Source organism: Streptomyces sp. CB02959 (assembly GCF_002803155.1).
Taxonomy (GTDB): Bacteria; Actinomycetota; Actinomycetes; order Streptomycetales; family Streptomycetaceae; genus Streptomyces.
Window position 1 is genome coordinate 22,681 of record NZ_NNBP01000043.1, and the last position, 24,693, is coordinate 47,373.

Here is a 24,693-nt window from a genome sequence, read left to right on the forward strand (position 1 = left end):
AGGGCGAAGGAGGCGGCTGCTCTGTGTCATGTGCCCTCTCCTGTCGTGGGGGTGCGTGGGAATTCCGCGGTGAAGACGGCTCCGCCGTGCGGGCCGTTGGCTGCGGTCAGGGTGCCGCCGTGCAGGCGGGTGTTCTCCCAGGCGATGGCGAGGCCGAGGCCGCTGCCCTCGGAGCGTGACCGGGCCTGGTCGGCTTTGAAGAAGCGGTCGAAGAGATGTGCGCTGGTCTCGGGGGACAGTCCGCCGCCGTGGTCGGTGACGCTGATCCGTACGCAATCCTCGTTGCCCTCGGATGCGGTCACCCGGACGGTCACGGGGGGCGCTCCGTGGCGCAGGGCGTTGCCGATGAGGTTGGCCATGACGACGTCGAGGCGGCGGGGGTCCAGGCGCGCGGTGACGGGGGGTTCGGGGAAGTCGGTGGAGACTTCGTCCTGCCAGCCGCGGGCGCGTAGGCAGGCGCGTACGGCTTCGGCTACGTCGATGTCGCAGGCGATCAGGGTGTTGGCGCCCGCGTCGAAGCGGGAGATTTCCATCAGGTCGTCGACGAGCCGGGCGAGGCGGTCGGCTTCGGTGGTGACCAGGCGGGCCGCCCGGCTTATGTCCGGTCGGAGGGTGTCGGCGCTGTCGTCGAGGACGTCGCTGACGGCGACCATCGTGGCGACGGGTGTCCGTAGTTCGTGGGAGACGTCGGCTGCGAAGCGGCGGGCGGAGGCTTCCATTCTGCGGAGTTCGCCGATCGTGGTCTCCAGTGTGGCGGTCGATTCGTTGAACGCCTTGGTGAGGTCGGCCAGTTCGTCGTTTCCGGTGACCTTGATACGGCTGGTGAGATCGCCGTCGGCCATGCGGCGGGCGCCGTGCTGGAGCCGGCGTACGGGGCGCAGTACGCCGCGGGCTGCGAGCAGTGCGGGCGGCACGGCGAGGACGAGCGCGGGGATCGCGCCGTACTGGGCGGCGACCCACACGGCGGCCTTCGCGTCGTTGAGGAAGCGCAGTGGGGTGGCTCCGTAGACCACGATGCCGGAGGGTTGTCCGCTGTCGGCGAAGGTGATCGGGGTGCCGGCCGTGAGCCAGGGGGCGCCGTCCTGGGTGACGCGCTGGAAGGTCAGTTCCCGGTTGGCGGTGACATCACGGCGGAGGGTTTCGGGGATGGCGGGGCCGCCCTGGGCCGAGGTCACGGATTTGGTGCCGTAGGAGACGGTGATGATCCGGAAGCCGCTGCCGGAGGCAACTTTTCCGGCGAAGGAGGTGAGCTGGGCGCGAGTGGGCGGGTAGGGCAGGTCGTCGGCGAACGTGGTGGTCGCGCCTCGCAGGCTGTTGAGGAGGGTGTCCTGTCCGGTCCGGAGGATCGAGATGTGCGCCTGGTAGTAGGTGAATCCCGCCGTCGCCACCACGCTGGTGGCCGCGACCAGCAGGTATCCGGCGATCAGTCGGCCCCGCAGCCCGAACGACAGGCGCTTGATCAGAGAGAGGCGCTTCACAGCGGTCCGAAGCGGTAGCCGAAGCCGCGCGCCGTCTGTATGTAGCGGGCGGATGTCGGATCGTCCTCGATCTTCGTACGGAGCCGGGCGATGCCGGAGTCCACCAGGCGTGCGTCGGCCGACGGGTCGTGGCCCCATACCGTTTCGAGCAGTTCCTGCCGGGTGAACACGTGGCCGGGGTCCGCCGACAGGTGCAGCAGCAGGCGTAGTTCCAGCGGGGTGAGGGCGACGGGGTGTCCGTTCTTGGTGATGCTGAGACCGGAGCGGTTCAGGGTGAGCTCCTCGTAGATCTCGGTGGCTGTGGTCGCGGGTGAGGGGTCCTGCCCGCGCAGGACGGCGCGGATACGGGCATCGAGGACCCGGCCGCGTACGGGCTTGACCACGTAGTCGTCCGCGCCCGCGTCGAGGCCGCGCACGATGTCGGAGTCGTCACCACGGGCCGTGAGCATGATGACGGGCACTGGCCAGGAGGCGCGGATGCGGCGGCAGACTTCGAAACCGTCGGTGTCCGGCAGCATCAGGTCGAGGACGACCAGGTCGGTGCGCGTTGTCCGCAGCGCCGTGAGACCCGCGTGGCCGGACGCAGCGGCGTGGACCTGGTGGCCCTGGTGCTCCAGGGCCAGCTGAAGGCCGTCGCGCAGGGACTGGTCGTCCTCGATGAGCAGAATCCGTGGCATAAGGAAATTATGGCTACCTCTGCCAGCAGATCCGGGCAGCAGGCCCCCTCCGGAAGCTTTGTTACGGTCCGTCCACATTCTGCCCACAGGCAGCGGACAAAACGCGGAAACGCTGGCTGGGTGAGCGATCACCGCCGTCGCCGAGGCGCCGCCCGCCGGAACCCCTCCGGCCAGGAGCGCCCGCCCGTACCCTCCGCACCCACAGGAACCTCCATGAACCGTACCCCTCCCCCCGCCCCGGAACGCCCCGCACCGGCTGTACCTCGCACCTCCGTGCGCGGCTGCACCCCCGCTCAGACGACAGCCGTAGTGCTACTGGTCTTCGGGGGGTTCCTGCTGCCCGTCGTCGGCTGGCTGATCGGCCTGGCCGTGTGGTTGCCGGCCCGCGGATGGAGCGGTCGCGCCAAAGTGGCGGGGGCTCTGGTGTGGCCGCTGGCCGCTCTGGTGGTGATCCTCACCAGTGCCGTGGCGTACTGGCTGGTACTGCCACTGGGCGACCCCGTCTCCTCCGTCGCCACCTCTCTGTTCCTCCTGGTGCCCGGCAGCTGGCTCGTCCTGCTGCTGCTGGCCACCTGGGCCCTGCTCGGTGCCCGCCGCACGGAGCAGAGCCGATGATCCGCCGCAGGACCGTCACCGCATGGCTGGGCAGCGGGCTGCTCCTCGCAGGCTGCGCCCCCCTGGACAAGATGGGAAACCAAGGCCACGCAGCAGGCCCCCGCAGCACCCCCGATGTGCCCTCGATCACCCGGGCATCCGTCACCGGTAATGACCTGCCCCGGGTGTCGCCGACCCCGCAGCAGATACGCCGTACCGGGCCCGACCTCTCCGTGCCGCTCCGTGTGGACCTGCTCACCGCACAGGGCACCGACGCCCGCTCCGTCACTTTGGTGAAAACGGCATTGCGCCGCGCGGGTGCCACCGACGTCCGTGTCTCTCCCCTCGGCGGTGCCTCGCCTCCCGCAGCACCGCTGACCGTCGTCATCGGAACCGTCTCGGCTCCGCACATGGCCGACAAGCTGGGACGCAGCAAGGCCTTCACCTCCGGGACACTGCCGCCTGAGGGCTACCAGATCACCACCGGTGGCCTCGACGGCCATACCGGAGTGCTGCTCGCGGGCGCCGACGGCGACGGTGTCTACTACGCGGCCCAGACCTTCACCCAGCTGGCCACCGACGGCCGGATAGCGGGCGCCACGGTCGTCGACCACCCCGCCATGCCGCTGCGCGGGGTCGTCGAGGGTTTCTACGGCAAGCCCTGGACCCACGAGGAACGCCTGGACCAGATCGCCTTCTACGGCTCCGTCAAGCTGAACACCTACCTGTACGCGCCCAAGGACGACCCGTACGAACGTGACCGCTGGCGTGAGCGCTACCCGAGGAAACTGGAACGCGAGCTGGCCGAGCTGGCCCAGCACGCCGCCGACCACCACGTGCGCTTCACCTATGTCCTGTCCCCGGGCAAGTCCATCACCTACAACGATGCGGGCGACCGCCAGGCCCTGACCGGCAAGCTCCAGTCCCTGTACAACCTGGGGATCAGGGACTTCGCCCTGGCCTTCGACGACATCCACCCGCTGCCCGTATGGAACGGTGCCGCGGACTTCGCCCGTTACGGGCCCGTCTCGGAGCAGTCCGCCGCCGCCGCTCAGGCCGACCTCGCCAACCGCATACAGCGCGAGTTCGTCGACCAGCACCGCGGCATGCGCCCGCTACAGTTCGTGCCCACGCAGTACAGCGACCTCGCCGACACCCCGTACAAGAAGACCCTGCGCCGCGCCCTGGACGACCGCGTGCAGGTGTGGTGGACGGGCGCCGACGTGGTGCCCACCTCCATCACCACCGCACAGACCCGCCGAGCCGCCGACGTGTGGGGCCACGACGTGCTGCTCTGGGACAACTACCCCACCAACGACTACGACCACGCCGCCGGACGCCTGCTGCTCGCCCCGTACGCCAAGCGCACCCCCAGGCTCGGCGAGCACCTCAGCGGCGTCGCGCTCAATCCGATGAACCAGGCATCGGCCAGCAAGATCGCCGAATTCACCGGCGCCGACTACGCCTGGAACCCGCACGCCTACCGGCCCACCGACTCCTGGCACAGCGCCGCGGCACACATGACCGCACACGACCCGCAAGGCACCCGCGCCCTGCTGACCTTCCTCGACACCCAGCACCTGGCGCCCAGCTGGACCGGCACACCATGGCAGCCCGCAGCCCCTGCCCTCAAGGCCCGGCTGGATGCCGTCGAACGATCCTGGCGCACGGGCAGTAAACACCAGGCGGTCACGGCACTGCGCGCGCAGACACGCTCACTCGCCGAAGCCCCCACCGAGATCCGCAGAGCCGTCACCGACCCGGGTTTCGCCGCCGAGACCAAGCCCTGGCTGGACGCACTCACCCTGTGGGCCAAGGCCCTTGAGCACACCTGTGACGGGCTCGAACACCGCGCCAAGGGGGAGAAGGGCAAGGCCACCCGCTCGTTCACCGCAGCGGCCGAGCTCGCGCGCGAGGCGGCCGCGGTCCGCACCATCCCCGGCGCCACCCGCCCGCACGGCAACGTCAAGGTCGCCGACGGCGTACTCGACACCTTCATCCACCGAGCCGCGAAAACCCTGTAGGACACTGAGCAAAGGCAGGTGTGCGGCATGCTGACCCGACCGAGACCCCCCAACGCCGCAGAACGCGAAGGCCAGACCGAACGGACGATGACGTGCGCAGCGCTCGCTCTCGCGCCGATCCGGCGCAGGACCGAAGCCTGGCTGCTCGCCTTCGTCGTGGCCGTCACCATGGGCGGATACATGTATGGGCGACGTGCTGAACTTCGTCTTCACCCCCATCGAGCTGAACCACCCCGACCCGTTCGGCGTTACCGCCGGGCCGATGGAAGAGGACGGCTCCTGCGTGCGCCTGACCGAAGCGTTCGGCCGCTGACCCGCCCGTGGCACGGAACTTCGACGACGACGCGCCCCGCCGGATCCGGGACGCGGATGAACTGGTCCACGCCCGCAGGCGGGACGCCGACGAACGGATCTACGTGGTGAGCACCAACCTCGTCATCGACGCCCAGGAGAATCTCGGCCGACGCCGGCGGCTGGACCGCATCTGGCGCGCCGGGGCGGCCGCCAGTTGGCTGTCCTTACTCACCGCCGTCATCGGTACGGGCATCGCCACGCTGACCACGGGCACCCCGCAGGGTTCGTCCTGGGCGATCTGATCGGCGCCAGCCTGCTCCTGCTGTCCGTGCCGGCGCTGGTCGGGGTGCACTTCGCCGGCCGGGGCCTGCCCACCCTCCAGCGTGCCGAGGCCCGGCTTGTCTCCGCGCAGGAGCAGCTGACGTGGTCCTCTGCGGCGTCGGCGAGTTCGAGCGCGCGCAGGTAGTACTTCTGGCCAAGGCCCTGCTGGTTCTCGTACATGGCCATCCAGCCCGTGAGGTACGCGAAGTCCGCGACGGCGGCCCGCATGGCGCGGGTGACCTCTTCGGTGCCGCTCGCGCGCAGGTAGGGGCCGGCGGTGTCGACCAGGAAGGCGGCGGCCATCGGCCGGGCATGCCCGGCCCCGACTTGGTCGAGGATGTCGGCGACCTTGTCGGTCATGGTGCGGACGGTTTCGACATCGGACCTGCCGATGTGCACTGTTCGCCCGGCCGCCGTCGCCTCCAGCCGGCCCTTCACGTCTTCGAACCGCGGGACGGCCAGCGCCGCGGCGTACCTGCCGGTCTTCAACACGCCACGGCGCGGGGGATCCATGTCTGCTCGACTCAGGTCGACCACTCCCGTCACGACGTCGCCTTCTGCGGCCGGTTCTGCCACGGTCGGCCAGCCGATTTCCGCGCACGCTACGGGTCGTCCGAGCATCCGGGAGAGCGCCTCGGTGATGGCGGGCCGCGCCTCGGGCTGCAGGACCAAGGCGTCGAGGTGCGTTACTCGTGGGCTCCGCTGGCTGCGGGCGGTGAGGTCAAGTGACCTCTGCACCGATCATGCCGGAGACGCACCCGAAGGCGGCACGGTGAGCGGCCGTCACACCGCCCCGAGGGCGCCCTCGATTCGGTTGTCCGTGTGGCAGCCCCTAACGGTGCTGGCGGTCCTGGGGGCTCTTCCTCCCACCGCGGTCGTCGCCAGCGCCGCCCGGGCCCTTTCGATCCCCGCTCCGGCCGCGGCCGCGGTCCCGGATCAGGCGTCAGCAGGCGTCACGACGGCGGACGCAACCTCGACCGCCCCATAATCTCCGGTGGGTGCTGTTTCGCCCGCGCCCGCCGGTCACTCGCTGCGGCTGCCGTGGTCCGCGGCGATCCAGGTGGTTTCTGTCGGAGTCGGGTCATGCGCTCGCGATGCCGGAAGAAGTCCCGGAACACGTCGCGTCGGTGTTCGGACTCCTGCGGCAGGAACGACGCTGCTCCCACTATTGCCGTGAGCACGACGGCGCAGAAGACGACGACCCACCAGGGTGCGCCTGTGTACGCGATCGCCCCGATGCCGGTTCCCCCACTGACGGCGCCGGTGACGCCGGCAGGTAGGCAGGAACGGCGCCCGCGCGACCCGCGAGCACCGCGCGGGGCTGTTACGGCCATGACGGTTCCTTGCTTTGGGCGTGCTGGAGGAGCACGCGGGTGAATGGATGGTGCGACCTTGGACCGCCGGGGGGGGTAGCCCCGCAAGCGCGCTGGTCGGGTCCGGTGGCGCCCCCGGACTTGGAGGAGACTGCCGCACGGCTGATCACCTCGGGATTCACTGGCCCATAAATGGGTGCCGGCAGGGCGCTACGGAGCGGCCCTACAGTGACCGGCCTTAGAGGCCACGCGGATAGGCGGAGCAATGCCGTGGCGTAAACGCAGTTCGCTCGCACGCGTGCGTGCGAGCATGAGTCCATGTGGTCACGACTGCCATTCGGGGACGAGCTGCGGTCCGGGCTAGGCTCACCTCGTCGGGCTCACCGACTGGGAAGCAGCCCGCGTTCTCGGGTATGGCGGGCCGAGCTGTCCGGCACACCCGTGGTGGTCAAGCAGCTCATCGAGGCTCCGGAGGCGGCCGAGAGGTATGCCCGCGAGGTGGCGGCGCTGAAGCTCGCATCCCGGGTTGGCCCGCCCGTGGTGCCGATGCTTCTCGGCACCGATCCGGACGAACGTGTCCTGGTCCTTGAGCACTTGGACCACCAGCCGCCCGGCGAGGGCTGGGTAGTTGACTACGCTGCGGCACTGGCCCGACTCCATGCGGCCACCAGCACCGACGACACAGGTACACTCCCCGCCTGGTCCGGCCCAGCCCAAAGCGACATCGGCTCCTTCCTCGGACTTGCCTGGACGCTCGGCGTCGCGGTTCCGACCGGAGTCCGAGCCGAGCTGGACGACCTGGTGAACCGCCTGGCCGGCACACAGGGCCATGCCCTGCTGCATGGCGACCCCTGCCCCGGCAACGACATGCACACCAGCAGCGGCGTCCGGTTCATCGACTTCGAGCAGTCCGCGCTGGGCAATGGGCTCGTGGAACTCGCCTACCTGCGCATGGGCTTCCCAACCTGCGGGTGCGTCACGGCCCCGGCACAGCCCCTGCTGCACGCAGCAGAGACCGCCTATCGCGCGACCTGGCGCGACGCGACGGGCACCGATACCCAAGATGATCTCACCGATGCATGTGCTGCCTGGCTGCTACGAGGCGACGCACTGGTCCAGCGAGCCGAACGCGGAACCGTCGACCACTTGGCCGAGATCCCGAAACGGGACCGGAAATGGGGCACGGCAACGGCCCGGCAGCGACTCGTCCACCGTCTCGGAATCGTCAGCCAGATGACCGCTGATGGCAGTGAGCTCAACGGCCTGGGACAACTCGCCGCGGCCATCAAGAGAGCCATACTCACCCGATGGCCCACGCTTCAACCACTGCCCCTACAAAGGCCATAAGGGCGCTAAAGGAGGTCGTCTTGTTGGCCGGCGGTCATGCCCGCGGGATTCAGGGTGGCGACGAGGTGCTCGTCGAGCTGCTCGGCACCTGTGCCGGGGCTGGTGCCGAAGGGGGCGTAGAAGCGGGCCGTGCTGGGGTAGAACTGGTCGGTCAGTTCCGGTGCTCCGATGCTGTGCGGGTCGCCGTCGGCGGAGTGCAGGGCCTTGTCGAAGGAGGCGGGTTCCCAGACGAACGCCGTGGCGGGACTGGAGGGGTGGATTTTCAGCAGGCCGCAGCGGACGAGCTCGCCGAGCATCGAAGCGGTTTCGTTGGCCTTCGGATGTAGTGGGTTCAGCCAGGCTCCGACATCGCTGATCGGTGCGGTGGAGGTGCGTAACGCCGGAGGGCCAGCGCCGCGGTCATCCCCTTGACGGGTGCTTGCGGCACCACGGAGTCATGGGTGAGCGCGTACTCCTCCGTGAGGATGCTGCGCCGTGTCTGCGTCCAGGCGGTACGGACGGCTTCGCGGGCCTGCTGGGCGGCGGCCTTGGCTTCGGCGGCCTCCCGCTTGGCTTCCCGCTTGGCCTTGCGTTTGGGGTCGCTGACTGCACGCGCGGTCAGGAGCACCGACTCGTTGCAGTCCACGCAGTCCGGTATTTCGCCGTTGCACAGTTGCTGGAACGCGGTGCGGGACGTGAGGCTGAGGGGGCCGTCGCACTGGGAGCAGTGGTGGTCGGGAACGATGGCGAGGACGCCGGCCGCGGCTACCGCGTGGATGGGGTTGCCCCAGCCGGCGGTGTCGATGGCGTTGGTCTTCTCACACCACAGGGGGGTGTCGTAGCCCGGGGCGAAACCTGCCAGCGCTCAGTACCGCACGCCGATCGCCACGATTTCAGGGTCGGCCCCTTCGTTCGCGATCACCGTCGGAATCAGGCGGGTGAGGTCGTCGCCGCTCTGTCCCGACTCAGGCACATCAGTCATACCTGCATACCTTATGCAGCCGTCTCTGGCCGAGGAACCGAGGGCCGATCTGGAGTTCCCGCCCGGACGGACACCGGCACACGGCCGTCGTGACCCACTTGCTCCTCCACGAGGCCGATCTGGGCCGGCGACACGCCTTACAGCGCGCCGGGGGGCGGAAGCGACGTGCCCGGCCGGGCACGTGCATGTAAGCCGGTCTGGTCGGTTTGAGCCTGAACAACCGTCGCTCTTAAGCCAGTTGCCCCGATCCTCCTGCAGAGGGAACTCCACCCGGGGGAGCATACACAGCGAACTCGTTTGACTACCGAACGCGACGAAATGGGGGACGATGCCACGCCAGCCCAACCCGGACATCACCACGACCCTGACGATGCTCCACACCGCCGTCATGCACACGGACAAGAACATCCGGGACGCGCTCGAAAAGAGCGTCGAGAAGCTGGAGTCGACCGGCCGGGCCGGCCACGACAAGACGACCAAGGAGGTCGTCGACGAGCTCGGCCGGATGCGCGCAAACTTCCGCGACGTCCACAACAAGCTCAACTCCAACGGAGATGCGCTCAACGCCGCCGTCCAGGACGTCGTCGCCGAACTGCGCAGCGAGTTGCAGGAGGTCCGCATCATGCTCGCGGAACTCGCCCCGCCCGTGCCTCTCCCGCCCTCCCCCACCTCGGCCGTCCAGCGGGCATCAGGTGCCGAGGGCGCCCCCGCCGGACCCGTGCCCGCACCGGTCACCGCCATCGCTGAGCACGACCAGCCCGCGGCAGAAACCGCCCTCCATCCCGCGATCCCGGCGCAGCGTGCCGCCGATCAGACTCCCTCGCCCAGCCCGGCGCTATCGGTCGACGCGGTCCGCCAAGCCGTCCGTGAGGTCCTCTCCGAGGAACTCGCGCCCGTGCTCGCCCCCCTCGTAGCCGCGAACCGCAACGGCGCCGGCCCGGTCGGCGACCAGCACGACGCGCCGGACCGGGTACACGAAGCGGCCGCAGAGATCAAGGAGGAGCTCAGCACCACCCTGGGAGAAGCCCGGTCCGGGCTCGCTTCCCTGCAGCAGGAGATCGCAGACCTGCGCACCGTCGTAGAGGAGCTTCGGCCCCGTCCCGCCGCCACTGCCGAAACCACGACCGCCGCAGTGAGCAAGGAGCATGGCGACCTGCTCAAGACGGCGGCCCGCGTCTCCTCCGCCAGTCTGCTGTGCCACCGCGACATCTGGGAGTTCATCACCGGCCACGCCGGCCGACACCCACACTTCCGCGTGCCACCGCAGGTCGCCGACGAGGGAGACCAACGGATCCGCGCCGCACTGTCCGGCCGCTCCCTGATCGCCCTGCTGATCAGCCTGCACTCCATCAAGCACACCGCCAACGACGGAGACGGTGACCGGGAACTCGCCACCACCGTGTACGAGCGGATCGAGGAGAGCCTGACCGGCCTCACCCCCAGCGGTACGCCGGTCACCATCACCCTCGACGACCGCACCGCCGCTCCAACCACCCCGCCCGCCGCGAACGACGCCGAGTCCGACGACGAACCGGTGAACACCGGCACCCCACCAGCCTCCACGGAACCGGACACGGACCCGGGCGAGGAGGCCGACCCCGCCGCCGCGTGAACGGCTGGCGCGGCACCTGGCACTCCGGGGTGCCGCGCCGCCGCCCGGCACTTGCGGCGGCCTCGAACAGGTCAGCTGCGGGGCCGTATCGCAAGGACGGCGTCGCCGACGTCGCGGGGAGCCTCGCAGGTGGTCTGCCGATCTCCTGAGGGAGGTCTCACTTCCTATGTTGCGGCTGGGCCAGTCCGGCCGGGTCGATGTCGAAGGGGAACGGCTTCTCGATGCGGGTCACGCTGCCCGGCAGGGCGGTCGCCGTTTCGACGTACGGGCCGGCGTCCAGCTCGCAGGTGATCAGGCGCGGGGCCGGGTCGAACTCCAGGCGCCAGTAGTACGGGACTGCGGCCTCCGCGTACAGCTGCGGCTTGAGCTTGCGGTCCATGGTCTTGTTGCCGGGCGTGACGCGCTCGACGACCAGTTGCACTGCCTCGGCGTCGATGCTGACGCCGTCCTCGGCGGTCGCACCCGCGTCGGCGACGACGATGTCCGGCACAACCAACCCGGACGGCAGGATCACGTTGATGGCCTCCAGCACTTCGACCGGGGCGCCGGCAGCCTGGGCGGCCGCGTCCAGGGCGATGTGGAGCCGGAAGCTTGCGCGCTGATGGCGCAGGCCGGGGCGGGGGACACCACGAGCGACTCCCCCAGCAGCTCGTAGCGGACGGTCCGGTCTTCGGGCAGGGCCAGGACGTCCTCGACGCTCCAGGGCCCCTGGTGCGTAAAGCTGGCAACGCTCATCCCTTCACCTCCATCACGTACTACCAGTGTGGCCTGCCGCGACGGCCAGTGGCTCCCGTCATGCCTCCGTATCCGCGATCGCTCCCTGCGCCCGTTGGCTGGCCCCACCGGAACCGTCGGGTCGGGGTGGAAGTCGATTCGGCTGATCCAGGTCGGTGCCGTAGGGTTCGGTGTGCCGTCGCGGGGTGGAGCAGCTCGGTAGCTCGCTGGGCTCATAACCCAGAGGTCGCAGGTTCAAATCCTGTCCCCGCTACTTCCAGGTGAAGGCCCGGTGGACACCACCGGGCCTTCACCGTTCGCGTTCTCGATCGAGGTCGTGGGCGGAGCGCTCAAAGGGCGCTGGTGTCCAGGTCGAGTCCGAACGGTTCCGGTAGGTGCACGGTGGTGCCGTAGGGGTGAGGGCCGTCGGCACGGGTGTAGCCGAGGCGACCGGGCTCGGCGTACAGGGTCACCGAACGTTCCTGCCGGTCGACCAGCAGGTACAGCGGTGCCCCGTATTCGGCATACCGCTTGCGCTTGACCACGCGGTCGGTGTCCCCGTTGGACTCGGAGGTGACCTCGACGACGAGGAGCGTGTCGGCGGGCAGTAGGGCGCCGGCGCCCTTGGCCGCGGCCGCGGGGACGACGGCGAGGTCGGGGATGTACCAGTTCGGCGAACCGGGCAGGTCGAGGTTGCCGGAGCCGATGACGCAGTCGAGTTCGCGGGCGCGGACGCGGATCTGCTCGCGGAGGGTGTCGGCGACGGCTTCGTGGTCCCAGCTGGGCGGCACGGTCTCGATGACCCCTTCGATGATTTCGGCGCGGTCGTCCTTGAGGTGCTGGATGGCGTACTTCAGGGCCCGCTCGGGGTCGATGCCCTGAGCGTAGTCGGCGGGTACTTCACTCACTGGACCGTCCTTCAGCTGCGGCAGCGTGTGCTCACAACGTAGCGTCCCCGCTGGATGGGAGCGTGGTTGAAGGGTGGTGTCCCTCGTGCGGGCGATGCACCGGTGTTGTTGATGTCGAGGCTCCCCACACGAGGGGCCGGCAGGCAGGTCCATCCCGCCGGTCGCCATGGTGGAGTCGCTGTGGGCGATGGCAGCCCACGTGCAGCGAAGCACCGGTGGCCGGGAGTTCCGCGATGGATCCGTGACCAGGATGCCGGTCACACCCTGTGGGGCACCAGTGGCCAGGTCAGGGGAGCCCAGCCGAAGAAGATGTGGTCTACGGCGCCGTACCGGAGAACCGCGTTGGAGCCCGCGGAGGACACCGGCTCGAACATGGTGGAGACACCCAGCAGCAGGCCGCCCCGCTTCCGGCCTGCCTTGATGGTCTCCAGCTCCGCCGAAGACGACCAATGCTCATCGGGGCCGGCGTCGAGGTGAATGGTCGATCCCGTCAGACGCGTGAGGGGCGGGGCCTGGTCGGCCACCCACTTGTCGACCACCAGCTCGCGGCCCATTGGACGGAACCCGCGGGCGCGCCAGCGCCGCTCGGTGTTCACCGTCCATCCGCCCCCGCCGTCCTGGTCCAGGTGGACCGCCTTCGTCGACGCTACCTGACGGACAGCCAGGAATCCCCGACAGTGCGATAGCACGCCTATTCAGCTTGCGGTTCGCCGGGCCCTCGGCAGCGACGCGGTTCAGTGCAACGTCAGTGAGGGCTTTACCCTGCGCTTTGGGGTGCCGTCGCTTCGTGGCTGTGGCGGTCTGCTGCCTGAGGGCGCGCGGCGCGGTGCCAGTTCCCTTACCTGCCTTGACGAACTCCGCATCGAAGCGTGCCGGCCTCTTCCGCTCACGCTGTGGGCGGTCGCGATTTCCGTGTGGTGTGTCAGCCGGTTACTGGTGTCACGTTGCCGTTGGGGCCGCAGTGGACGGTCCAGGGATTCTGGGAGCGGATGTTGTTCTCGTGGATGCGGATGTCGATCTGTGTGGGGGGTTTGTTGCCGGGGACGTTGGCATGGGCGGCGGTGCAGGCGATCTGGCTGACTGCCGTGACATCGAGGTCGCCGGTGCTGACTTTTTGGGGGACGAAGACGTCGACGGCTCCGTCGGTCGCGGTGGCGGTGAGTTGGCCGGCCATCGGTGGTACTTGGCTGATCAGGCCGCGTTGGCGTTCGGCCGGGGTGGGGCCTTCCAGGAGGAGGTCGAGGGCTTGCTGGGGGCTGAGTGGTCGGTCCGTGGGGCGTGAGACGGCGCGGGGGCCGGTGGGACCGGCGAAGTAGAGGCGTGCGAAGCGGGCTTCGGTTCCGGGTTGCTGGATGCCGGAGGCCGGGGGGCCGGCGGGCACGGGGTTGGTGGGGCCGATCGCGCAGCCGGTGGTTGTGGCGATGAGCAGGGTGGACAGGGGCAGGGTCCCGAGGGCGACTGCCGCGGTGCGGAGGGTACGTCCGGGGCGGGACCGGGACGGGGGACGGGTCATGGCTGGTCCTGCGGGGTGGCGGGGAGTGGCAGGGTGAGGGTGAAGACGGCGCCACCGTCGGGAGTGTTGGCCGCGGTGAGGGTTCCGCCGTGCAGGTGGGCGTTTTCGTAGGCGATGGCCAGGCCGAGGCCGCTGCCTTCGGAGCGGACGCGTGCCGTGTCGGCTTTGTAGAAGCGTTCGAAGACGTGCGGGAGTACGTCGTCGGGGATGCCGGTTCCGTGGTCGGTGACGGTGACGACCGCATGGTCGTTCTCGGCGCGGGCGGAGACGGTGACCGGTGGGAGCCCGTGGCGCAGTGCGTTGCCGATGAGGTTGGCGAGGATGACGTCGATACGGCGGGGGTCGGCGCGTACCGGTACCGGGGTGGGGATGTCGGCGGTGACGCGTTCGCCGTCGGTCCAACCGCGCAGTTGGAGGGTTTTGGTCACGATGGTGCGCAGGTCTGTTTCCTCGGCGTGTAGCGGGGCGGCTTTGGCGTCGAAGCGGGAGACCTCCATCAGGTCCTCGACCATGCGGGCGAGGGTGCGGGTCTCCTCGCAGATGAGTTGGACGGCGTCGGCGGTGTCGGGGGGCAGGACACCGGAGGTGGCGTCCTCGTCGAGGACCTCGGTGACGGCGGTCATGGCCGCGAGGGGGGTGCGCAATTCGTGGGCGACGTCGGCGGCGAAACGGCGTGCTCCTGCTTCCATGCGGCGCAGTTCGGCGTCGTCCTTTTGCAGGGTTTCGGCCATGGTGTTGAAGGAGCGGGTCAGATCGGTCAGTTCGTCGTGTCCGTCAGCGTCGAGGCGGGTGCCGAGTTCGCCGGCGGTGATGCGTTCGGCGCCGCTGCGCAGGCGTCGTACTGGGCGTAGGACGCTGCGGGCGGCGAGAAGGGCGGGGACGAGGGCGAGGGCGAGGGCGGGGATGGCTCCGGCCTGGGCCGCGGAGACCAGGGCGGCGATGTCGGCCTGGTCGTCGTCGAGGGGGGAGGCCACGTACACGGTCAGTCCGGAGGGCTTGCCTGCGCTCGCGGACTTCTCGGGCTCCGCGGCGTAGGCGACGGGCATGCCGACGGCCAGCCAGGGGCGGCCGTCGCGTTCGATGCGCTGATAGGTCGCCTGGCCGCTTGCCTGGACAGCTTCGCGGAGCTCTTCGGGCACGGGCAGAGCGTCGGGGGAGGCCGAGACCGGTGTGCCGCCTTGGTAGGAGGCCGAGGAACGCCAGGCGCGGGAGCCTCCGGCCCGATCGAGTTGGAGGGACAGGCTCCGCAGGTCCTCAGTGCGGGGTGGGAAGGTCAGGCCGGGGGCGAGGGAATCGAGTTGGCTGCGCAGGTCGGCGACGACGGTGTGCTGGGTGCGTTCGAGGACGGAGGCGCGGGCCTGGCGAAAGGTGAGGCCCGCGGTGAGCAGTGCGCCGAAGGCGACGGCGAGCAGCACGGCGACCACGAGCCGTGCCCGCAGTCCCCTGGGGAAGCGGAGCCTGAGGTTCTTCACAGGGGTCCGAAGCGGTAGCCGAAGCCGCGCACGGTCTGGACGTACACGGGCTTGCGCGGATCGTCCTCGATCTTGGCGCGCAACCGCATCACGCAGGCGTCGACGAGACGGACGTCGCCGTAGAAGGAGTGTTCCCAGACCTGTTCCAGGAGCTGGTGGCGGGAGTAGACCTGACCGGGCGTGGCGGTGAGGAACAGCAGCAGCTTGAGTTCGGAGGGAGCCAGGACCAGCTCCGTGCCGTGCTTGGCCACGACCAGGCTGGTGCGGTCCACGGCCAGGTCGCCATGGTGTTCCGCCCCCGTTGCCGTGGGCGTGGCCGCGGGGCTGTCCTGGGCGGGGGCGACCCGGCGCAGGACGGCTTTCATCCGGGCCTCGATGATCTCCCCGCTGGCGGGTTTGATGATGTAGTCGTCGGCGCCGGCTTCCAGGCCGACGACCATGTCGATCTCGTCACCGCGGGCCGAGAGGATGATGATCGGGATCTGTTTGCTCTCCCGGATCCGGCGGCACACCTCCAGGCCACTCATCCCCGGCAGCATCAGGTCGAGCAGCACCAGGTCGGGTCGGTGGCGTTCCAGGGTGAGGAGTCCCGTCTCGCCGCTCGCCGCGACCTCCACTTCATGGCCACGGCGCTTCAACGCGAGGGTGACGCCCTTTTGTACGGCGGGGTCGTCTTCGACGAGCAGGACTCGTGCCATCGGGTTGCGCTCTTCTCGGGCTGGGCGGCGTGGGGGCGGTGTTCTCTGACCAGGGTGCTGGAAGCGTATGACGCCCGGTTCCGCATTCCTTGACGAAACGATGACGGCCAGCCGTTCGCCGTACGGCGGCAGGTTCCGTCGGGCGCATGAACAACGACACGAACAGCACCGGGAACGGCAACGGTAGGCGCGTTGGCACCGTGCGGCAGGTGGTGGTCACCGCCGCGGCTCTGGCACTGACCGCAACGGTCGCCTTCGCCGTTCTGGCGGACGAGAGCGCTGGTCAGAGCGCTGGGGCGGCCGGTGGCAAGACAGCCGGGGCGAGCACGACGATCGATTCCGCACTGCCCGCGCCGACGGTGGACATGGCCATCGTCCGGGAGTCCGAGGACGACGGAAAGGCGGTGAACCTCACCCTCGACGACGGTCCGGACCCGCGCTGGACTCCGAAGGCCCTGGAGCTGCTGAAGCGGTACAAAGCCAAGGCCGTCTTCTGTCTGACCGGCCCCAATGCCGCCGCCCACCCCGACCTCGTCCGGCGGATCGTCGCCGAGGGCCACCGTCTGTGCGATCACTCAGTCAGCCACGACGTCGCCATGGACAAGAAGCCGGTCTCCTACCAGGAGAAGGAGATCCTCGACGCCAAGCGCATGATCGACGAGGCGTCCGGTGGCGAACGGATCTGGTACTACCGGGCCCCGGGCGGCGCCTTCACAGCGCAGAGCCGCCAGATCGCGGCAGCCCACGGGATGCGGAACCTCGGCTGGAACGTCGACCCCGGCGACTTCCGGCAGCCCGGCGCAGACACCCTCGTCCGCGCGGTGAAGGAGCAGCTCTCCACGGGGCCGACGGTCCTCCTCCACGACGGCGGCGGAAACCGCGCCCAGACGATGGAAGCGATGGAACGGCTTCTTCCCTGGTTCGCCGAAGAGGGCTACACCTTCAGCTTCCCGAAGGCCAGTTGACGGTCATGCCCGCCCTCTATGGCCGGCCTTCTTCCGGTACGTGAGCGAACGATGACGACCCTCCCAAGCGGCCTCCTCGCGGATTGTGCTGGAGACATGAACAGCAAGAACACGCCCTCCGCCCTTCTTCAGCGACCCACGCGCCGTACCGCGGGCCTCGTACTCGCCGCCACGACGGCCGCGCTTGCGCTCACCGCCTGCCAAGCATCCGGCGACGGCTCCTCCCCCACCGCCGACCGCAACACCGCCTCATCTGCTGACCGGCAGACGCCCGACGGCCAGAAGAACGCCACGAAGCCGCACCGGATGTTGTGGATGGGCGACTCCATCGGCGAAGTCCAGGCACCGCCCCTCGGTGCGGCGATGAAGGCCGGCCACGTGGCGTTCAAGTCGATCGCCGCCGCGGGGGGCGGCGGTGTCGTCGGGGAGATCTCGCAGCCCACCTGGGAGCAGCTCCCGAAGGAGCTGACGTCCTTCAAGCCGGACGTCGTCGCCTACCAGATCACCACCTACGACTGGGGAACCCCAGGCGAACAACGCGCCGCCTACGAACGTCTGGCCAAGACGGTGAACGACGCGGGCGCCGAACTTCTCATCGTGTCGGCGCCCCCCTTCAAGGTGGATGACTTCTACAGGCCACACGAGGCCGCGATCAAGACCGCGCCGAAGTCCGCCAAGGAAGTCGCGGACAAGCACCCGAACACGGTCCGTTTCCTTGACGCCTCGGCCCTGTGGGGCACCGACAGCACGGCAGCCAAGGCGCAGCGCGGCAAGGACGGCATCCACTCGTGCCAGCAGGGCTCGGCCGCGTTCGCCGCGTGGTTCGGCGAACAGTTGCACAAGCAGTACGGCTTCACCCCGGCCGCCGTGGACCAGTGGGCCACCGGGTCGTGGACAAGCGAGAAGGTCTACGCCCCGTTCGGCTGCAAGTAGTCCGCCTCGGGCCGGCCACCGCCCTGCCGGTCAGCCCAGCCGCAAGGCGGCTGGGCTCGGTGGCCGGCCCGCTTCGGCCCGCTTGGGGCTGAGCCCGAAACCGAGCCGGCTCGCTCATCTCGTTGGAGACCCATGCCCACCTCAACCAAACCCGTGCGCACCCACCGTCGCCCTCACACGATGATCGTCCCTGTACCGTCCGGCAACCGTCACATCGCGCCTTTGGACGGCCTGCGCGGCCTGGCCGTCCTGGGTGTGCTGTTCTTCCACGCTGGCCACTTCAGCGGTGGCTTCCTTGGCGTTGACCTGTTCTTCGTCCTGTCCGGCTTCCTGATCACCGGCCTTCTCCTGACGGAGACACAGGCGCGGGGCGGCCGCGTCGACCTCCTGGCCTTCTGGGGGCGGCGCGCACGCCGTCTGCTGCCGGCACTCGCCGTGACGATCGCGGGCACCCTGCTCCTGGTCTGGGCGCTCGGCCCGCCGCCTCTGCTCCGGTACGCCCTCGACGACGCTCCCTGGGTGGCGGCCAACCTCGCCAATTGGCACTTCATCGCCGACCAGGTCGGATACTGGAACGCGGCCGACACCAGGGTCTTCGGCCACCTGTGGAGCATCGCGGTCGAGGAGCAGTTCTACCTGGTCTGGCCCCTGGCCATCGCCCTGCTGGCCCGCGGCCGCAACGGCGGCCGCCGCGTCGCCCTCGTAGCTGCGGCCGGAGCCGTCGTCTCGCTCGTCCTCATGACCGTGTTCACCAACCCCGTCGACACCACGCGCGTCTACGAGGGCACCGACACCCGCACCTTCTCGCTCCTCCTCGGTTCCCTCATGGCCACGCCACCGGCCACCCGGCTCCTGGCACGCGCCGGTGAACGGACCACAGCCTGGGGAAGCCTGGCCCTGGCATGCGGGATCGGGGCGTACTGGGCCCTGTCCGACGGGCAGAAAGACCTCTCCCTCTTCCAAGGCGGACTCTTCCTCCACGCCCTGGCCGCCGCCCTGCTCATCGCCTGCCTCGCCCAAGCACCCCGTACCCTGGTCGGTCGCGTCCTCGCCACGCCTGCCCTGCGCTGGTGCGGCCTGGTCTCCTACAGCCTCTACCTGTGGCACTGGCCCATCTACCTGCTCCTGAGCGAAGAGCGCCTCGGCCTGACGGGCTGGAGCCGTACGGTCGTCATCCTCACGGTGTCCCTCGCTGCCGCGTGGCTCTCCAAGGTCCTGGTGGAGGACCCGATCCGGTTCCGGGCCCCCTGGGCGAAGGGCCGCACGGGAGCCGCCGCCCTGCTGGCCACCTTCGCCGCCCTCGCGACGTTGTGGGCCCTCATCCCCGAACCGCAGACCGGGGCCGGCACCGTCGACGTCACCCGGCTCGTCTCGGCCAGCGCCGTACCCCACACCGGGGCCACGAGGAGGCCACTCGCCAGCCCGTAGCGTCACGTCTTCCCCGGCAAGAGCCGTGTGAGTCCCGTCAGCGCGCCTCCACGCCGGTCCTGGGCGTCCGGGCCGCCGAAGGTCGTATCCGCCGTGGAAGGCCGGTCGGAAGCGACAGTTTGCGGTTGCCAGTTCACTCTGCGTAGCGGGTCTCGACGGTGGCCGGCCGTTCCTGTGACTCCTTCACCCCGTGCGCAAGGACGGAGAGGATGAACAATGACGACCACAGCACCCTCGCAGTCTGCGGGGCAGCCCACGCAATCGGCCGGGCAGGAGCAGCTCAGTCTGGGTGTCGCCGCCGCCCGGAATCTGGCGACCACCACGAAGTCGGCGCCACAGATGCAGGCCATCACTTCTCGATGGCTGCAGCGGACGCTGCCGTGGGTGGAAGTGAAGGGCGGCACGTACCGGGTCAACCGCCGTGTGGCGTATGAGATCGGTGACGGCCAGGTGACCTTCCTGCAGGACGGGGCCGGTGTCAGGGTTGTTCCGGCAGAGCTGAGTGAACTTTCGTTGCTGCGCGGTTTCGACCATGCCCAGGTTCTGCAGGCGCTGGCCGATCGGTTCGAACAGCGGGAGTACCAGCCGGGACAGGCAATCGTCGAGCAGGGGCGGGCGGCAGATCACATCTACCTGATCGCGCACGGCAAGGTGGAGAAGGTCGCCAACGGAAAGTACGGCGACGAGGCACGGCTGGACGTGGTGTCCAACGGCGGCTTCTTCGGCGGCCAGGCCCTCTCCGAGGACCCGGGCGAGTGGGGGTTCACAGCGCGCACGGTGACCGCATGCACGGTGCTGGCACTATCCCGGGGTGCGTACCAGGATGTGGCGAGGCAGAACGGTCACCTGAGCGCCCATGTCCGGCAGCGCCAGGCCGAGGGGAGTGCCGCTCTTCTCCTGCAGCAAGCTTCAGATTTCGGACGAGGGAACTTCCTCGATCCTCGCGATGCGACTGGGAGAGGACCACGAGGGCGTGGTCGGCCTGCGTCAGACCGGCATTCCCGACGAGTACGAGCCCGGCCTGAACGTGCGGTTCATGGGCATCAACGACCAGGCCGTCATCTCCTACCTGGTCAGCACGTACTACTCGGCGGCCGTTCTCGTCCCCGACGCGCTGGGCGTCCTGGACAACGTCGAGGTCTACCGCAGGTCGTCCTGACACCGGTGGCATCTCTCGCTGCTCACGGCACTTGAGCAACACTCTGAGAACGGAGAAGAGAACCGGTGTCACTGCTGTCCCGAATGACCGCGCGCGCAGCCGACCACGATGTGGCGCGGCTCGTGGCCACGCTGCTCACTCACCACCACGGCGTCCGCAACACTGCACCGCGGGCCTTGCCCCACACGGGGCCTCGCTCGTCAGTGCACCCGGCGCTGAGGGGACCAACCGGGCTGGGCACCTCCGCCGCTCGTGTCGCGGTCGGCAGAGCGACTCCTGATGCCTCGGTACCGGAGTCGGCCGGCGCATCCGGTACCGAGGACGGTGTCCCGGAGTTGTACTGTCCGCCTCCGGTCCGCGACGATCCGAAACTCGGCGAACACGTCAACGACCGCCTCGTGGACTGGGCCGAGGAAATCGGCCTCTACGCGGGTCGGATCGAGCACATCCGCGCGGTGAACGTCGGACGGATGATGATGCTGGCCCACCCCTACAGCGACGACGCGGACCGACTGCTGGTCGCGGCAAAATGCGCCCTGGCAGAGTGGGCAACGGACGACTACTACTGCGACGACGGGGCCCTGCCGGAACCCCTCGGCGCTCGACTCGGGATCGCCTACACAGCCTTCGACCCCGCCCATCCACCGGTCCGCTACCTGCCCGAACAAGAGAAGGTCCTTTGCGACGACCCCGTCCGGGTCGCCCTCCGCTCCGCCTTCGAGCACCTGGCACGGGCAGCGGACGGGCCCCAGGTGGCGCGGCTGCGCCAAGAGGTCGCCGCCCTGTTCGTGGCCTACACCCACGAGGGCACCTGGCGTGTCCAGGAGCGCATGCCGACGGTCTGGTAGTACCTGGCGCACCGGCAGTTCAACAGTTTCCTCCCCTGCCTTGCGCTGATCGACGTCGTAGGGGGCTACCAGCTCTCCCCAGCCGAATACGACGATCCGCGCGTGCGACGCGTGGTGACAATGGCGGGCAACGCCAGCACGCTGGTCAACGATCTGTACTCGATGGGCAAGGAAGACCACGATCAGGGCGTGGAGTTCAACCTGCCCGTCGTGATCGCCGCACACGAGCAGTGCTCCCCGTCCGAGGCGGTCAAACGGAGTATGGAGATCCACGACGAACTGGTGCGCACCTTCGAGGCGGAGGCAGCCGCCCTGGCCCTTACCGGCTCTCCCGAGCTGCGCCGCTTCCTTGCAGGGGTGTGGTCTTGGCTCGGCGGCAACCGCGAGTGGCACAGCGGCAGTCCGCGATACAACGACGCCTGACCCCACCACCCTGGCCGGCGCCCGCGACGCGAGATGCACGCCACGCGCAGCTCGGCGGGAAGCCAGCCGGCGGCTCGGCAAGCGGCAAGCCCCGGGCGACCGCGAGCCGGGGCGCCGGCCGCGGCTCTGCAGCAGGCACGTCGTTGGTCGGTGCGACGTTCCAGCTCGGAGGCAGCGCCAGGTCAGTCGACCAGGTCCTGCGGGCGGCGGGTGGAGACGTAGCGACCACACATACCCTCACCCTGCCACGACACCGGCGAGCACCACGCCCCACAGTGCCCTGCGAAACAGTGAGGCCGATCGGTTCCACCGGACCGCCACTGTCCGCAGCAGCCACCTCAGCGGGGACGCGGCTCGGCGCCTCCGCGCAGCGTGACCGGTGACAGACGCAGGCCGTCTGTCCTGTGCCACCGGACCTTGATCACGTGCCATCGCAGTTTGATCGGGCAACAAGCTTCCGGCCGATGGTGAGCAGTCGCTGCTGGTTGTTCCGGCTCTCTCTGAGGAGCTATGCGGGGACGCACAGCGCGCGAGCCTGCACCTTGCCTTGCAGCTCTCGGGCGTTCCAGCCCTCACCGTTGAACCTCGGCGCGCTGGTGACAATAGCGTCGCGGACGACGCCGGTGATGTGCGTGCAGAAGGTGTCCCAGATGTAGCCACCGTTGAGGACCTTGGTCCCCGACGGGCAGAGCGCTTGCGACATCTTGCCATCAGCGCTGACCGGGCCAACGACAACCTGTGGAGCCTGTGCGACCTGCGTCGCCTTGGAGGCGGCGGCTCGGGGCTGGGCCTCAGCTGGATCGGTTCCGCCGGCGAAGCTGGGCAGCAACGCGACAGACAGCGCAGCAGCCGATACCCCGAACCGTCGCAGAGCGGTGAACAGCAGTTTTCGCATAGGGGTTGCCCTCCCAGGCCGCTCCTCAGGGTGGGAATGAGTAACCCGCTGTGGCTGCGCTGCCATGCCCCCTCCAAACGCCCTCGAAAGCGCGAGCGCGCAGTAATCGCCAACAACCCCATCCGCCCGCAAGAGGCCGCCGGCCACCTTGCCTGACCGCTTCACCACCATCGAAGGTCACATCAACGAACACGATCAGACACCAGAACAGGTCCCGGTCGGCAGCCAGTGACCAACCGGAACGGTCAGTCGCATGCACCGTTGACCTCTGGCAAGTGATCTTGACCGATCGCTAGGCGACCTTGACCGCTCCTAGTCACCACCGCTGGTGGTCCGCGTCACGCTCCGGCGCCGGCGCCTCTCGGCGCGACGTACCAGCTCGCCCGCGGCGAGCGTCACGGTCGCCACGCGGCGGACCCAGCGGGGTCCGCCGCGCTCCGCCCACACCACGCATGTACACCCGCCGACGGCAAGCGCCAAGACACCGCTCAGCACCAGATCAACCATTGCTCTTCACCCCTGCGTTCAGTCGTATGGCCCTGCTGATCGTCTCAGACCTGGAGAGGCCCCAACGGGATGTCCGACCGACCACGTCTGACCCACCGCCTCTCCCCTTCGCACTAGGGACTGTTTTCAGTCGTGATCAAGCCCGGGCTGGGCGCCGGTCCGGTAGGAATGTGGTGTGACGCGTGCGCAACTCGCCAACAGCGAGTGGGAGTTCATCGGGCCGTTGCTGCCCGTAGACAGGTTCGGCCCGTACCCGGAGCGGCTGCGTGAGCAGTTCGAGGGGGTGATCTGGCGGTTCCGCACCGGCAGTCAGTGGCGGGAGATGCCCGAGCGGTTCGGTGCCTGGCAGACGGTTTACAACCGCTTCATGCGGTGGCGGGACGCGGGCGTCTTCCGGGCCCTCCTGGAAGAGGCGATCGCTGAGGCGGCCCGCAGGGACGAGATCGACATGTCCCTGGTCAGCGTGGACTCCACCACGGCACGGCCATCTGGCCGCTGACCGGCGCTGTCGGCCGATGGCGCTCCTTCTGACCGCCGGGCAGGCCGCCGACAGCCCCCAGTTCATCCCGGTCCTGTGCAAGGTGCGGGTCCGCCTGCCTGTCGGCCGCCCCCGCGCCGCAGTCGCTGGCGATAAGGCTCACTCCTCCCACGCCAACCACGCCCACCTGCGCAAACGCCGCATCAAGGCGGTCATCCCGGAGAAGAAGGACCAGGCCGCCAACCGCAGGAAGATGGACAGCCGGGGCGGCAGGCCCGTCACTCACGACGCCGATCTCTACCGCGACCGCAACACGGTCGAGCGGGCCATCAACCGGATGAAGGACTGGCGGGGCATCGCGACCCGCTACGACAAGACGCCCGAGAGCTACCTCGCCGGACTCCATCTCCGCGCCGCGACCATCTGGATAAGCAGCCTTTTGAAAGCCCATTAATCACGACTGAAGACAGCCCCTGGTCGGCAATCTGCGGCGAGGTGACGGCACGGTCAGCAACAGAGTTGCAAGGGCCCCTTGCAAAGTGGATTTGCAACTCGTAGCCTTCTGGCATGACCGAACAACCGCCTGCCCAGGAGATCAGCGACGTCGAGGCGCTGCGCGCCTTCGCGCACCCGATGCGGCAGAAGATCGAGCAATGCCTGCGCCGGGGACCGGCCAACTCGGCCGCGCTCGCACGCGAGTTGGGCGAGAGCACGGGGCTGGTCAGCTACCACCTGCGGCAGCTGGCCAAGCACGGCTTCGTCGAGGAGGTCCCGGAGCTGGCGAAGGGGCGAGAGCGGTGGTGGCGGGCGGTGGCGGGGGACCGGCGGTTCCCGCCGTACAGCCGGCAGACGCCGGAGATGCGCGAGGCGCTGACCGAGATGCACCGGCTGAACCTCGCCGAGCTGATCGACTCCGCCCGGCGGTTCGAGGAGGCGCGCGACACGCTGGGGCCCTGGGCCGACGCGGCGCTCTTCTCACGCGCCACGCTCCGCGTCGACCCCGACCAACTCCGCGCGTTCTTCGAGGAATACATCGCTCTCCTCTACCGGCACTCGGCCCCGGAGGGCGAGGCAGCGCCCGAGGCGCGGACCGTGCTCGTCCGTCTGCTCGGAATTCCCGAGACCAACTGA

23 protein-coding genes, 1 tRNA gene and 3 pseudogenes are annotated in these 24,693 nt (G+C 69.2%); 14 read left to right on the forward strand and 13 right to left on the reverse strand.

Going from position 1 to position 24,693, the window contains the following annotated elements:
- Positions 1 to 26 precede the first annotated feature (26 nt).
- The gene (locus tag CG747_RS42515) at positions 27 to 1,478 is read right to left on the reverse strand and encodes a HAMP domain-containing sensor histidine kinase (protein ID WP_257981108.1); all 1,452 of its coding nucleotides are present in this window, start codon (positions 1,476 to 1,478) and stop codon (positions 27 to 29) included.
- Positions 1,475 to 2,155 (reverse strand): response regulator transcription factor, encoded by a 681-nt coding sequence (locus CG747_RS42520; protein ID WP_100607252.1) that lies wholly within the window; start codon positions 2,153 to 2,155, stop codon positions 1,475 to 1,477. Before CG747_RS42520 ends, CG747_RS42515 begins: the two co-directional genes overlap by 4 nt.
- 213 nt (positions 2,156 to 2,368) lie before the next feature.
- Between CG747_RS42520 and CG747_RS42525 the strand changes: the two genes are divergently transcribed.
- From CG747_RS42525 to CG747_RS42535, 4 genes are all read left to right on the forward strand, one after another.
- Positions 2,369 to 2,770 carry a hypothetical protein gene (locus CG747_RS42525; protein ID WP_257981109.1) on the forward strand — a complete coding sequence of 134 codons (402 nt, stop codon included), beginning with the start codon at positions 2,369 to 2,371 and terminating at the stop codon, positions 2,768 to 2,770.
- Entirely contained in the window at positions 2,767 to 4,773 is a 2,007-nt protein-coding gene (locus tag CG747_RS42530) for a beta-N-acetylglucosaminidase domain-containing protein (protein ID WP_257981110.1), read from the forward strand. Before CG747_RS42525 ends, CG747_RS42530 begins: the two co-directional genes overlap by 4 nt.
- A 184-nt stretch (positions 4,774 to 4,957) precedes the next feature.
- The gene (locus tag CG747_RS50350; RefSeq protein WP_257981111.1) at positions 4,958 to 5,086 is read left to right on the forward strand and encodes a hypothetical protein; all 129 of its coding nucleotides are present in this window, start codon (positions 4,958 to 4,960) and stop codon (positions 5,084 to 5,086) included.
- A gap of 7 nt (positions 5,087 to 5,093) precedes the next feature.
- On the forward strand, positions 5,094 to 5,369 hold the full coding sequence (locus CG747_RS42535; protein WP_100607254.1) for a hypothetical protein: 276 nt from the start codon (positions 5,094 to 5,096) through the stop codon (positions 5,367 to 5,369).
- Here the strand turns inward: CG747_RS42535 and CG747_RS42540 are convergent.
- Positions 5,305 to 5,877, reverse strand: a complete 573-nt coding sequence (locus tag CG747_RS42540; protein WP_257981112.1) for a hypothetical protein — start codon at positions 5,875 to 5,877, stop codon at positions 5,305 to 5,307. The genes CG747_RS42535 and CG747_RS42540 overlap by 65 nt on opposite strands.
- Positions 5,878 to 7,019: 1,142 nt before the next feature.
- Here CG747_RS42540 and CG747_RS42545 point away from each other — a divergent pair.
- The gene (locus tag CG747_RS42545; RefSeq protein WP_100607255.1) at positions 7,020 to 8,048 is read left to right on the forward strand and encodes a phosphotransferase family protein; all 1,029 of its coding nucleotides are present in this window, start codon (positions 7,020 to 7,022) and stop codon (positions 8,046 to 8,048) included.
- Between the two features lie 5 nt (positions 8,049 to 8,053).
- On the opposite strand, the gene CG747_RS42550 is transcribed toward CG747_RS42545, so the two are convergent.
- Entirely contained in the window at positions 8,054 to 8,344 is a 291-nt protein-coding gene (locus CG747_RS42550) for a hypothetical protein (protein ID WP_100607256.1), read from the reverse strand.
- A gap of 35 nt (positions 8,345 to 8,379) precedes the next feature.
- Positions 8,380 to 8,673, reverse strand: a complete 294-nt coding sequence (locus CG747_RS42555) for a hypothetical protein (protein ID WP_100607257.1) — start codon at positions 8,671 to 8,673, stop codon at positions 8,380 to 8,382.
- A gap of 664 nt (positions 8,674 to 9,337) precedes the next feature.
- Here CG747_RS42555 and CG747_RS48590 point away from each other — a divergent pair.
- Complete coding sequence (locus CG747_RS48590) at positions 9,338 to 10,621, forward strand: hypothetical protein (protein ID WP_180985965.1); 1,284 nt, start codon at positions 9,338 to 9,340, stop codon at positions 10,619 to 10,621.
- A 157-nt stretch (positions 10,622 to 10,778) separates the two neighbouring features.
- On the opposite strand, the gene CG747_RS42570 is transcribed toward CG747_RS48590, so the two are convergent.
- Both CG747_RS42570 and CG747_RS50355 read right to left on the reverse strand, forming a co-directional pair.
- Positions 10,779 to 11,231 carry a Uma2 family endonuclease gene (locus tag CG747_RS42570; RefSeq protein WP_257981123.1) on the reverse strand — a complete coding sequence of 151 codons (453 nt, stop codon included), beginning with the start codon at positions 11,229 to 11,231 and terminating at the stop codon, positions 10,779 to 10,781.
- Positions 11,132 to 11,356, reverse strand: coding sequence for a hypothetical protein (locus CG747_RS50355; RefSeq protein WP_257981113.1), 225 nt, complete (start codon positions 11,354 to 11,356; stop codon positions 11,132 to 11,134). Before CG747_RS50355 ends, CG747_RS42570 begins: the two co-directional genes overlap by 100 nt.
- A 179-nt stretch (positions 11,357 to 11,535) precedes the next feature.
- Between CG747_RS50355 and CG747_RS42575 the strand changes: the two genes are divergently transcribed.
- A tRNA-Met gene (locus tag CG747_RS42575) sits at positions 11,536 to 11,609 on the forward strand.
- A gap of 76 nt (positions 11,610 to 11,685) precedes the next feature.
- On the opposite strand, the gene CG747_RS42580 is transcribed toward CG747_RS42575, so the two are convergent.
- The 5 genes from CG747_RS42580 to CG747_RS42600 form a co-directional block, all read right to left on the reverse strand.
- A complete protein-coding gene (locus tag CG747_RS42580; protein WP_100607259.1) occupies positions 11,686 to 12,243 on the reverse strand; it encodes a Uma2 family endonuclease in 558 nt (185 codons plus the stop codon).
- Positions 12,244 to 12,500: 257 nt separating this feature from the next.
- Positions 12,501 to 12,839, reverse strand: coding sequence for a hypothetical protein (locus CG747_RS42585; protein ID WP_146022263.1), 339 nt, complete (start codon positions 12,837 to 12,839; stop codon positions 12,501 to 12,503).
- 326 nt (positions 12,840 to 13,165) lie between these two features.
- Positions 13,166 to 13,756 (reverse strand): hypothetical protein, encoded by a 591-nt coding sequence (locus tag CG747_RS42590; protein WP_257981114.1) that lies wholly within the window; start codon positions 13,754 to 13,756, stop codon positions 13,166 to 13,168.
- Positions 13,753 to 15,228, reverse strand: coding sequence for a HAMP domain-containing sensor histidine kinase (locus tag CG747_RS42595; RefSeq protein WP_257981115.1), 1,476 nt, complete (start codon positions 15,226 to 15,228; stop codon positions 13,753 to 13,755). The genes CG747_RS42590 and CG747_RS42595 overlap by 4 nt, the downstream gene beginning before the upstream one ends.
- Positions 15,225 to 15,926: a response regulator transcription factor gene (locus tag CG747_RS42600; RefSeq protein ID WP_100607262.1), complete on the reverse strand. Its 702-nt coding sequence runs from the start codon at positions 15,924 to 15,926 to the stop codon at positions 15,225 to 15,227. The genes CG747_RS42595 and CG747_RS42600 overlap by 4 nt, the downstream gene beginning before the upstream one ends.
- Before the next feature lie 146 nt (positions 15,927 to 16,072).
- On the opposite strand from CG747_RS42600, the gene CG747_RS42605 reads away from it, so the two are divergent.
- The 5 genes and pseudogenes from CG747_RS42605 (at position 16,073) to CG747_RS42625 (ending at position 21,682) form a co-directional block, all read left to right on the forward strand.
- Positions 16,073 to 16,891 (forward strand): polysaccharide deacetylase family protein, encoded by an 819-nt coding sequence (locus tag CG747_RS42605; RefSeq protein WP_257981116.1) that lies wholly within the window; start codon positions 16,073 to 16,075, stop codon positions 16,889 to 16,891.
- A gap of 96 nt (positions 16,892 to 16,987) precedes the next feature.
- Positions 16,988 to 17,824 carry an SGNH/GDSL hydrolase family protein gene (locus CG747_RS42610; protein ID WP_100607263.1) on the forward strand — a complete coding sequence of 279 codons (837 nt, stop codon included), beginning with the start codon at positions 16,988 to 16,990 and terminating at the stop codon, positions 17,822 to 17,824.
- A 180-nt stretch (positions 17,825 to 18,004) separates the two neighbouring features.
- A complete protein-coding gene (locus CG747_RS42615; RefSeq protein ID WP_100607264.1) occupies positions 18,005 to 19,252 on the forward strand; it encodes an acyltransferase in 1,248 nt (415 codons plus the stop codon).
- Positions 19,253 to 19,468: 216 nt separating this feature from the next.
- Positions 19,469 to 20,411: pseudogene (locus CG747_RS42620) on the forward strand (cyclic nucleotide-binding domain-containing protein).
- Between the two features lie 476 nt (positions 20,412 to 20,887).
- Positions 20,888 to 21,682: pseudogene (locus CG747_RS42625) on the forward strand (family 2 encapsulin nanocompartment cargo protein terpene cyclase).
- A 508-nt stretch (positions 21,683 to 22,190) separates the two neighbouring features.
- Here the strand turns inward: CG747_RS42625 and CG747_RS42630 are convergent.
- Positions 22,191 to 22,577: a hypothetical protein gene (locus tag CG747_RS42630; protein ID WP_100607265.1), complete on the reverse strand. Its 387-nt coding sequence runs from the start codon at positions 22,575 to 22,577 to the stop codon at positions 22,191 to 22,193.
- Between the two features lie 682 nt (positions 22,578 to 23,259).
- Between CG747_RS42630 and CG747_RS42640 the strand changes: the two are divergent.
- Positions 23,260 to 24,016 (forward strand): annotated as a pseudogene (locus tag CG747_RS42640) (transposase).
- A gap of 113 nt (positions 24,017 to 24,129) precedes the next feature.
- Positions 24,130 to 24,693, forward strand: a complete 564-nt coding sequence (locus tag CG747_RS42645) for a helix-turn-helix domain-containing protein (protein WP_100607267.1) — start codon at positions 24,130 to 24,132, stop codon at positions 24,691 to 24,693.